The following is a 9,139-nucleotide window of genomic DNA, read 5'->3' as shown; positions in this document are numbered from 1 at the left end:
CCGGGCGATCTCCGCGACGCGGGCGAGGCGCGCCTGCTCCGCGGCCTTGGCCGCCGCAGCCGCGGCGGCGCGCCGACGGGCGATCTCGGCGAGAGCGGTCTGGCGTCGGGTGGCCAGGGCGACCGAGACGTGCTGGGCGGCCGCGAGCTCGCGGACGAGCTGCTGCTGCTCGCCGGCGATCTGGCGGGCCACGGCACCGGCGGCGCTGGCGGCCTGGGCGGCCCCGGCGGAGAGCTGCTGGGCCGACGCCGCCAGCGCGGTCTGACGGTCCTGGGCGGCTCGGGCGTCGGCGGCGGCGCGGCGGGCCTGGCGGGAGGCGGTGCGGAACTCGGCGTACCGCGCGTCCATGGACTCCCCTGCGCTCTGCACGACGCCGTAGCGGTTCATCAGCCCGCGCGGGCCCTCCTTGCTCATCAGGGCGGTCGCGGTGCCGAGCTCGGTGCCGTCCTGGTAGCTCTGGGTGACCAGGGTGACGATGCCGGCCCGCTGGCGGGCGACGTGGCGCGCGGCCCGGGCGGCCTTCGCCGTGGCCGCCGCCGAGGCCGAGCGGGCCTGCGAGAGCCGCCACATGGCGCCGTTGTAGGCCTCCGCGGCCTGCTCCGCCGCGCTCGCGGCGGCGTCCAGGCGGCTCGACGCGGCCGTCAGGGCGGCCTGGATGGCGGTCACGCCGCGCTGCTTGGCGGTGACGGCCTGCCCGGCGCGGTCGACCTGCGCCTGCGAGGGCATCGAGGAGCCGGCTCCGCCCGGTGCGGGGGTGGGGTCGGCCGAGGCGCTCGGGACCAGCGTGAGCGGGAGGGCTCCGGCGAGACCGACCGCCAGCACCACGCCGGCGACTCCGGCGGGGGCTCGACGACCGGCGCGTCCACCCGGGCGCGAGCGCTCCAAGGCTCGGGGGTCTTGACGTCGCTCAAGGCGCACGGGGGGTCCTTTTCGTCGGGCGTCTGGGGTCTCGTGCCGCTTCCCTCGGCACGAGACCCTCGAGACGCTAGGTCCCACAGGTCACTTTGGAAACACCTTTCACTTAACTACAAGTCTGTAACCTGCGTGTCGCCTTGACAACTACACCGTTGTCATTCAAGTCCTGGGCCAGAATGACGCCCGTGCCGACACCCCCGCACCGCTCCCCGGACCCCGCTCACCAGGGCCCCGACGGCCCCGACAACACCGACCACACCGACGACACCGACGAGTCAGGCGCCACCGCCGTCCTGGCGGGCCTGCTCTCTCCCGAGGGCTGGGTCCACGCCTCGTCGGACGCGGTCGAGCCGGGAGACCCGGGCCGCTTCCACGCGCTGTTCGGGCGCGACTCCCTGATCACCGCGCTCCAGGTGCTCCCCCACCGCCGCGACGTCGCGGTCGCCACGCTCCGCGCCCTGGCGGCCCGGCAGGGCCGGGTCCACGACCCCGAGACCGAGGAGGAGCCCGGCCGGGTCCTGCACGAGGACCGGCCCGTCGCGCCCGACTGGCTGGTCGACCTGGGCTGGCCGGTCCGCGACGGCGCCCTGCGCTACTTCGGCACCTCCGACGCGACGTCGTGGTTCCTGGTGCTGGCCGACCGGGTGCTGGACGACCGGGTTCCGGCGAGGCCGTCGGGCTCCGGCGAGGATCCCGGGGCCGGCCCGGACTCCGCTTTGCGGGCCGAGCTCGGCCCGGCGGTCGCGGCGGCGGCGGGGTGGCTGGAGGGCGCCCTGGCCGCGGGCGACGGCCTGGTCCGGTGCGGCCCCCGGCGGTTCCCCGGCGGCCTGGCCCAGCAGGGCTGGCGCGACGCCCTCGACCCGGCCGCGGACCCCCACGGCGGCGGCATCGTGCGGGCCGACGGCACCACGCCCGCGGCCCCGTTGGCCGACGCCGACTCCCAGGCCGTCGCGGTCGCCGCCCTCGACGCGCTGGTGCGGCTCGACCCGGCGCGCGGCGAGCACTGGCGCGCGCTGGCCGGCCGGCTGCGGGACCGGGTGGGGGCGGCGTACGGGCCCGAGGTGGTGGCGCTGGAGGCCGGGGACGTGCCGGTCCCCGGGGCCGGCTCGCACCTGGGCTGGCTGCTGTGGGCCGATGCCCTGGGGCCCGAGGCGACGGCCGCGGTGGCCGAGCGGCTGTGCCGTCCCGACGTGCTGACCGACCTCGGCGCGCGCACGCTGGCCGCGACGCACCCGGCGTTCCTGACCCGGGGCTACCACCGCGGCGGGGTGTGGCCCTTCGACTGCTGGATCGTCTGGGGCGGGCTGCGGGCGGCGGGACGCACGGAGGAGGCCGAGCGGCTGCGGGCCGGCGTACGACGGGCGCTGGCGGAGCTGGGCCGCTTCCCCGAGCTGTACGCCGTCACGCCCGGTGGCGACCTCGAACCGATCCCGGTGGCCAACCGCGTGCAGGCCTGGACCGTGGGGGCCGCGATCGCGTTCGACCACGACTGGGACGGCCGCTCGCCGTCCTAGCCGGCGTCGATCGGGACCTTGCTGGTCGTGGTCGTCGGGTGGGAGTGGCGCCCGTGCTCGTCGAACTTCTGCCCCGAGGCGATCCCGCCGAGGTAGAAGGCCACGAACGCGATCAGCGCGCCCGCGATGTCGTCGGCGATGTAGTGCCAGCCGAAGTACGTCGTGGAGAGCACCGTGATGCCCATGTAGACCCACAGGACGATCTTGATGATCCGGTGACGCACGGTGTACTGCCCGATCAGGGCCATCGTCAGGGTGATCGCGACGTGCAGGGACGCGAAGCCGGCGATCGACTGCACACCCGTGGACAGCCCGGTGAGCACGTTGTAGCGCCCGTTCCACAGGGATTCCTGGAGCTGGGTCACCCCGGTGTTGTCCAGGTCGCGGTAGAGCCAGAGGAACGCGAAGTTGGGACCCATCGTCGGGATCGCGTAGTAGCTCGCGGTGCCGAGCGTCCAGGCGATGCACTGGGCGGTGACGAACCAGTAGCCGAAGCTCACGTTGCGCGACCAGACCAGCCACACCGTCACCGAGATCGGCACCATCGGCAGGAAGATCAGGTAGACCCACGACAGCACGTGGGCCGAGACCGTGGTGCCGAGCAGGCCGTGCAGCAGCACCGCCGGGTCGTGCCCGAAGAGCAGGAAGTGGTCGAACTTGTGCAGCTCGTAGTCACCCTGCCGCGTCTTGTCGCCGCGGATGAAGGGCAGGAAGTTCTTCAGGTTCCGGTAGCTGACGTAGGTCAGGTAGAAGCTGGTCAGACCCAGCACGACCAGCACGATGCGCTCGCGGGTCCAGTGCTCGCGGATCAGCAGCCGCCCCTCGGGCACGAAGCGCGCGGGCCGGAAGCGGGAGCGCCACAGCGTGCGGGGCACGATGTCGGCGATGAACGCCACGACGCACAGCATCGGCAGCCGCACCCAGGCGGGACCGAGGAAGCCGTCGGGGTCGCGGAGCGGGTAGCCCAGCGCGCGACCGGTGACGAAGGCGAGGAGGCCCATCGTGAGAGCGATGGTCACCATCGCTGCGTACGCCCGCCTCCTCACAAGAGGTCATCCTAGAGGGGGGCTCCCACTCCCCCCACCTCGGCGAGCCGCGTCGTGTCCAGCGCCACACGGACGTGGCTCCCGACGGTCACCCCGCTGCGGGGCCCGGCCACGCCGGGCAGCGAGCCGGCGCCCTCCACGTCGAGCTGGAGCCGCACCTGGTCCGGGGTCGGTCGGACCTCGGTGACCGTCGCCCGCAGCGGACCGTCGTCGCTCACGCGCAGGGCGGAGCGGCGCAGGGCGACCGTGCCCCAGGCGGCCCCCGGGCTGGCCGCGTCGCGCAGCAGCCGGGCCCGCTCGCCGGACAGGACGACGGCGTAGCCGAGGAACTCCGCGGTCCAGGCGTCCACGGGGCGGCCCCACACCTCGTCGAGGGCGCCCTGCTGGACCAGGCGCCCCTCGCGCATCACCGCCATCCGGTCGGCCACGGCGAAGGCCTCCTCGTGGTCGTGGGTGACCATCATCGCGGTGGTGCCCGCGGCGTGGAGGATGTCGTGCAGGTCGCGGGCCAGCCGCTCGCGCAGACCCCGGTCCAGGGCGCTGAGCGGCTCGTCGAGGAGCAGGAGCCGCGGCGCGACGGCCAGCGCCCGGGCCAGGGCGACCCGCTGGCGCTCGCCCCCGGACAGCGTGGCGGGCGAGCGGTCGGCGTACCCCTCCAGGCCGACGAGCTCCAGCAGCTCGCCGACGCGGGTCCGGCGCTGCGCCCGGGGGGTACGCCGCAGGCGCAGGGGGTAGGCGACGTTGGCCGCCACGTCGAGGTGCTCGAAGAGCTGGCCGTCCTGGAACATCAGCGCGAACCCGCGCCGGTGGACCGGCACCCCGCGGAGGTCCTCGCCGTCCATGCTTACCCGTCCCCGGGCCGACCGCTCGAGCCCGGCGACGGCGCGCATCAGGGTGGTCTTGCCGCACCCCGACGGGCCGAGCACCGCGACCACCGAGCCCGTGGGCACGACGAGGTCGACCGCGTCGACCGCCGGGGACCCCGCGGAGCCGAAGCGCACCGTCAGGTCCTGGACCTCCAGCCCGGCACCGGCACCGGCACCAGCGCCAGCACCAGCACCAGCACCAGGGCGTGGGCCGCTCACAGGACCCCCACCGACCCGACGCGCAGCCGCTCGACGCCGAGCACCACCACCGAGGTCGCGGCCGCCAGCACGACCGAGGCCGCCATCGCCATCCCGAAGTTGGCCGCCCCCGGGTGACCGATCAGGCGGTAGATCACGACGGGCAGGGTCGGGTCGTCGTCGCGGGCCAGGAAGCTGGTGGCGCCGAACTCCCCCAGCGAGACCGCGAACGCGAAGCCGGCCGCGGCCAGGAGCGGGCGCCAGGCGGCGACCAGGTCGACGGTGGCCAGCACGCGCAGCGGACCGGCCCCCAGCGAGGCGGCCACCTGGCGCTGGCGGTCGTCGACCGAGCGCAGCACCGGCGCGACCGTGCGCACCACCAGGGGCAGCGCGACCATCGCCTGCGCCACCGGCACCAGCAGCGAGGAGCTGCGCAGGTCGATGGGCGGGTGGTCCAGCGTGATCAGGAACCCGAAGCCCACCGTCACCGCCGAGACCCCCAGCGGCAGCATGAACAGGCCGTCGACCAGGCCGGCCGACCGGCCACCGCGGGGCCGGGAGACCAGGAACGCGACCAGCGCCCCCAGCGACACCGCCAGCAGGCCCGCGACGGCCGCGACCTCGAGGGAGTTCAGCAGCGCGTGGGTCGCCGGCACGAGCAGCGCCGAGCGGCTCCCGGTGCCCTCGAGGGCGCGGTAGTTGTCCAGCCCCCAGCCCCCGCCTGCACCGCCTCCTCCCTGTCCACCGTCCAGGCGAAGGGAGGCGACCACCAGGGAGACCACGGGCGCGGCGAGGAAGACGACCACGACGGCCCCGACCACGAGCACCGGGAGGTGCCGCCACGAGGGCCGCGGCTGGGCCCGCCGGGTGCGCACCACGGCCGTCGGCGTACGCCGGGTGCGCGCGGCCAGCGCGAGCAGCGCCACGACCACGACCAGCTGGAGCAGCGAGAGGGCGGCCGCCCCGGTCAGGTCGAGCTCCTGGGTGGTGAGCAGGTAGATCTCGGTCTCGACGTTGGCGTAGCGCAACCCGCCCATGGTCAGGACCACCCCGAAGGCCGTGGCGCAGAACAGGAAGACCACGCTGGCCGCCGAGACGATGCCGGGCCGCAGCGCCGGCCAGGTCACCGTGCGCAGCACCTGGAGCGGGGTGGCCCCCAGGGCGGCCGCGGCCTGCTCGGCGCGCGGGTCGGCCGCCTCCCAGAACGCCCCCACGGTGCGCACCACGACGCTGACGTTGAAGAAGACCAGCGCCGCCACGATCGCGGTGGCGGTGCCGTCGAGGTCCAGGGACCCCAGCGGGCCGCCGGGCAGGATCAGCTGGCGGAAGGCGACCCCGACCACCACGGTCGGCAGCACGAACGGGACCAGGACCACGGCCCGGAGCAGGTCGCGGCCCGGGAAGCGCAGCCGGTGCAGGCAGAACGCCACCGGCACCCCGGCCAGGACCGCGACCAGCGTCGCCACCGCCGCCGACCACACCGTGAACCACAGCACCCGGTGCACGCGGGGACGGCCCAGCACCTCCACGACCCCGCCGAGGTCGAGCCGACCCTCGGGCCAGACCCCGCGGGCGACCATCCCGGCGACCGGGTAGACGAAGAACAGCCCCAGGGCGGTGAGCGGGACCAGGGCCAGCAGGACGGGCGCGACCCGGGCGAGCCGGCCGGTCACCCGGTCACCCCGCCGCTCCGCGCGCCCGACCCCGCCGGGGTCACCGGCTCGTGACGTCGCGCCAGTCGCGCAGCCAGCCGTCGAGGTGGCTGCGGACCTGCTCGGCGGGCAGCCGGTAGGGCTTGGGCGAGACGACGGCGAACTTCGCCCAGTCGGCGGGCAGGCCCACCGAGCGCACGACGGGGTAGACGTACATGTTGTCGGGCAGGGCCTTCTGGAAGTCGCGGCCGAGCATGAAGTCGATGAACTTCCTCATCCCGGCGGGGTTCTTGGAGCCGGTGAGCACCCCGGCGTACTCCACCTGGCGGTAGCAGGTGTCCAGCAACGCGCTCGTGGTCGGCTTCGAGGCGCCCTGGGGGATCGTGAACGGCGGCGAGGAGGAGTACGACGTCACGATGGGCCGCGAGCCCTTGCCGCCACCGGCGGTGAAGTCGCTCTCGTAGGCCTCGGTCCAGCCGGCGTCGATCTTGGTGCCGTTGGCCATCAGCTTGGACCAGTAGTCCTTCCAGCCGCTCTCGCCCTTGGCCGCGATCGTGGCGACCAGGAAGGCCAGGCCCGGCGAGGACGTCGTCGCCCCCGGCGTCACGAACAGGCCCTTGTAGCGCGCCTCGGTGAGGTCGTCGAGGCTGCGCGGCGGGGTCAGGCCCTTGGCGGCGAACCACGCGTCGTCGACGTTGACGCAGACGTCGCTGTAGTCGACGGGCGTGAGCCGGTCGGCCCCCGACCCCTCCAGCCGGTACTTCTCGGCGTCCGCGGGCAGCTTCGTCGTCGAGTACGCCGCGAACACCCCCGCCTTCACCGCCCGGGGCGCGAACAGGTTGTCCACGCCGTAGACGCCGTCGGCGATGGGGTCGTCCTTGGTCAGGACCAGCTTGCTGGTGAGCTGGCCGGCGTCGGCCTGCGGCTGGATCTTCACCGTGATGCCGGTCTGCGCGGTGAACTCCTTCATCACCGACTTCGACATCGCCCAGCTGTCGTGGGTGGCGACCACGAGGGTCTTCGGGTCCTCGCCCGACGAGCTGCCGCCCGAGCCGGACGTCGAGCCGCAGGCGGCCGCGGTCAGGGCCAGGACGGCGGCCGCGAGCACGGAGACGGCACCCCGCGGTCGGACCCGGCGCCGGGTGGGCGGGGAGGCGTGCAGGGGCATGGTCGATCTCCTTCGACTTCCTTCGCCGGTGCTAACCGGAGCAGGTTCAAGGGTCTGCGGCGTTCCCGCACTCTCAGCGCCCCTGACCTCGCGGCCCGGGCGCTCCCCTGTCGGACGCCGCCCAACCTAGCCCACGCCTGCGCGCGCCCACGCACGCAGGGACGGCAGATCCCCGCCACATCGTCGCGTATCCGCCGGCGCGACGGCACGACTCGGGCATCATGGCCCGCGGCGGGGGGGGACATCGCCCGCTTCGACATCCATCTCGAGGAGCAGGGCTCATGAGCGATCACGACAACTACCCCGGCGCGCCCGGGGGCCAGGGGAACCCGCCGGGTCAGGGGGGCCAGCAGGCAGGCCAAGCAGGTCAGGGGGGTCCGGGGTACCCGGGGCAGGGCCAGCAGCCCGGCCAGGGCTACCCGGGTCAGGGCGGCCAGGGAGCACCCGGCGGGCAGCCGGGACAGGGGTACCCCGGACAGGGCGGCTACCCGGGGCAGGGCGGGCCTGGCGGCCAGCCCGGTCCGGGCTACCCCGGACAGCCCGGTCAGCCCGGTCAGCCCGGCCAGCCCGGTCAGGGGGGCCAGGGGTACCCAGGGCAGGGCCAGCAGCCCGGCCAGGGCTACCCGGGCCCGGGCGGACCCGGCGGCCCGGGGGGCTACCCGGCCCCCGGCGGTCAGCCCGGTGCGGCGTACCCGCCCCCGGGACCGCAGTTCAACCCCACCTCGACCAACCCGTACGGCGCCCCGCCCGGCGGGCCCGGCGGCGGCGGCAGCAAGAAGCTGCTGTGGATCATCCTGGCCGCGGTCGCGGCGTTCCTGGTGCTGGTCATCATCGTGGTCGTGGCCGTGGCCTCCTCCGGGGGCGACTCGGACACGACCGCCTCGGGCTCCGGTGGCTCGAGCGGCGAGGTCAAGACCGGGTCGCAGGACGACGCGGTCCGCTCCTACCTCCAGGCCGTCGCCGCCGGTGACGCCAAGAAGGCGCTCTCGGTGGTGGCGACCAAGCCGGCCAGCGACGACCTGCTGACCGACGAGGTGCTCGCCGCGTCGAAGAAGCTGGGCCCGATCACCAAGATCAACGTGCCGAAGGTCTCCAGCGACTACACCACCATCGTCAACGCCAGCTACAGCGTCGGCGACGAGAGCATCACGCAGACCTACTACGTGCAGAAGACCGCCGACGGCTACGCGCTCAAGGACATGGGCGACGGCATCGACCTGAGCCGGCTTCGCGCCAACACCCTGCCGATGATGATCAACGGCAAGGAGGTGACCAGCGACAAGGTCTACCTCTTCCCCGGCGCCTACCAGTTCACGACCGGCAACGACAACGTCAGCTACGGCGACACCGGCAAGATCGTCATCAAGGGCGGCAGCGACTACGTCTCCACCCTCGACCTCGAGCCGACGCTGACCCAGACCGGCAGCCAGACCTTCACCCAGGCGGTGAAGGCCTCGGCCAACGCCTGCCTGCGCAAGAAGGAGATCTCGCCCGCCAACTGCCCCAACCGGGCCGGCAACAGCAAGAACTACTCGATCGACAAGAGCTCGATCGTGTGGCGGCTGAAGAACCAGGACGCGTTCGCCAACCTCAAGCCGCGTCTGGACTACGACAACCCGGCCCTGGCCAGCGTCTACCCGAGCCTGCAGTTCGAGGTGAAGGCCAACTGCAACGCCTCGAGCGGGCGGTGCAGCTCCTCGACGTACAGCAGCGGGAAGGTCGTCGTCGACCTGACCAAGGACCCGGTCACGGTCACCTGGGGCCAGTAGCCCGACCCCTG

6 protein-coding genes, 1 pseudogene and 1 riboswitch are annotated in these 9,139 nt (G+C 74.1%); of the genes and pseudogenes, 2 read left to right on the top strand and 5 right to left on the bottom strand.

Annotated features, from left to right (window positions below; all coding sequences use genetic code 11):
* Positions 1 to 825: pseudogene (locus tag ACYVDA_RS19395) on the bottom strand (hypothetical protein); the annotation flags it as partial.
* 275 nt (positions 826 to 1,100) lie between these two features.
* On the opposite strand from ACYVDA_RS19395, the gene ACYVDA_RS19390 reads away from it, so the two are divergent.
* Positions 1,101 to 2,429, top strand: a complete 1,329-nt coding sequence (locus ACYVDA_RS19390; protein WP_460820148.1) for an amylo-alpha-1,6-glucosidase — start codon at positions 1,101 to 1,103, stop codon at positions 2,427 to 2,429.
* On the opposite strand, the gene ACYVDA_RS19385 is transcribed toward ACYVDA_RS19390, so the two are convergent.
* From ACYVDA_RS19385 to ACYVDA_RS19370, 4 genes are all read right to left on the bottom strand, one after another.
* Positions 2,426 to 3,451, bottom strand: coding sequence for a phosphatase PAP2 family protein (locus ACYVDA_RS19385; protein WP_460820147.1), 1,026 nt, complete (start codon positions 3,449 to 3,451; stop codon positions 2,426 to 2,428). The two genes, ACYVDA_RS19390 and ACYVDA_RS19385, sit on opposite strands and share 4 nt — an antisense overlap.
* A 35-nt stretch (positions 3,452 to 3,486) precedes the next feature.
* On the bottom strand, positions 3,487 to 4,476 hold the full coding sequence (locus tag ACYVDA_RS19380) for an ABC transporter ATP-binding protein (protein WP_460820146.1): 990 nt from the start codon (positions 4,474 to 4,476) through the stop codon (positions 3,487 to 3,489).
* 80 nt (positions 4,477 to 4,556) lie between these two features.
* A complete protein-coding gene (locus ACYVDA_RS19375; protein WP_460820145.1) occupies positions 4,557 to 6,212 on the bottom strand; it encodes an ABC transporter permease in 1,656 nt (551 codons plus the stop codon).
* Positions 6,213 to 6,252: 40 nt separating this feature from the next.
* Entirely contained in the window at positions 6,253 to 7,359 is a 1,107-nt protein-coding gene (locus ACYVDA_RS19370; RefSeq protein WP_460820144.1) for a thiamine ABC transporter substrate-binding protein, read from the bottom strand.
* Positions 7,360 to 7,478, bottom strand: a riboswitch (TPP riboswitch). It lies immediately after the preceding gene.
* 162 nt (positions 7,479 to 7,640) lie between these two features.
* Here ACYVDA_RS19370 and ACYVDA_RS19365 point away from each other — a divergent pair.
* Positions 7,641 to 9,128 carry a hypothetical protein gene (locus ACYVDA_RS19365; RefSeq protein ID WP_460820143.1) on the top strand — a complete coding sequence of 496 codons (1,488 nt, stop codon included), beginning with the start codon at positions 7,641 to 7,643 and terminating at the stop codon, positions 9,126 to 9,128.
* The last annotated feature ends 11 nt before the right edge of the window (positions 9,129 to 9,139 follow it).

It is taken from the genome of Nocardioides korecus, assembly GCF_054778395.1.
The sequence above is the reverse complement of the archived record's forward strand: the minus strand, read 5'-3'. Positions and strand labels throughout refer to the sequence as shown.

Coding starts and splice junctions, on each gene's coding strand:
- ACYVDA_RS19365 (WP_460820143.1), top strand. CDS start 7,641: ATGAGCGATCACGACAACTACCCCGGCGCGCCCGGGGGCCAGGGGAAC.
- ACYVDA_RS19385 (WP_460820147.1), bottom strand. CDS start 3,451: ATGGTGACCATCGCTCTCACGATGGGCCTCCTCGCCTTCGTCACCGGT.
- ACYVDA_RS19370 (WP_460820144.1), bottom strand. CDS start 7,359: ATGCCCCTGCACGCCTCCCCGCCCACCCGGCGCCGGGTCCGACCGCGG.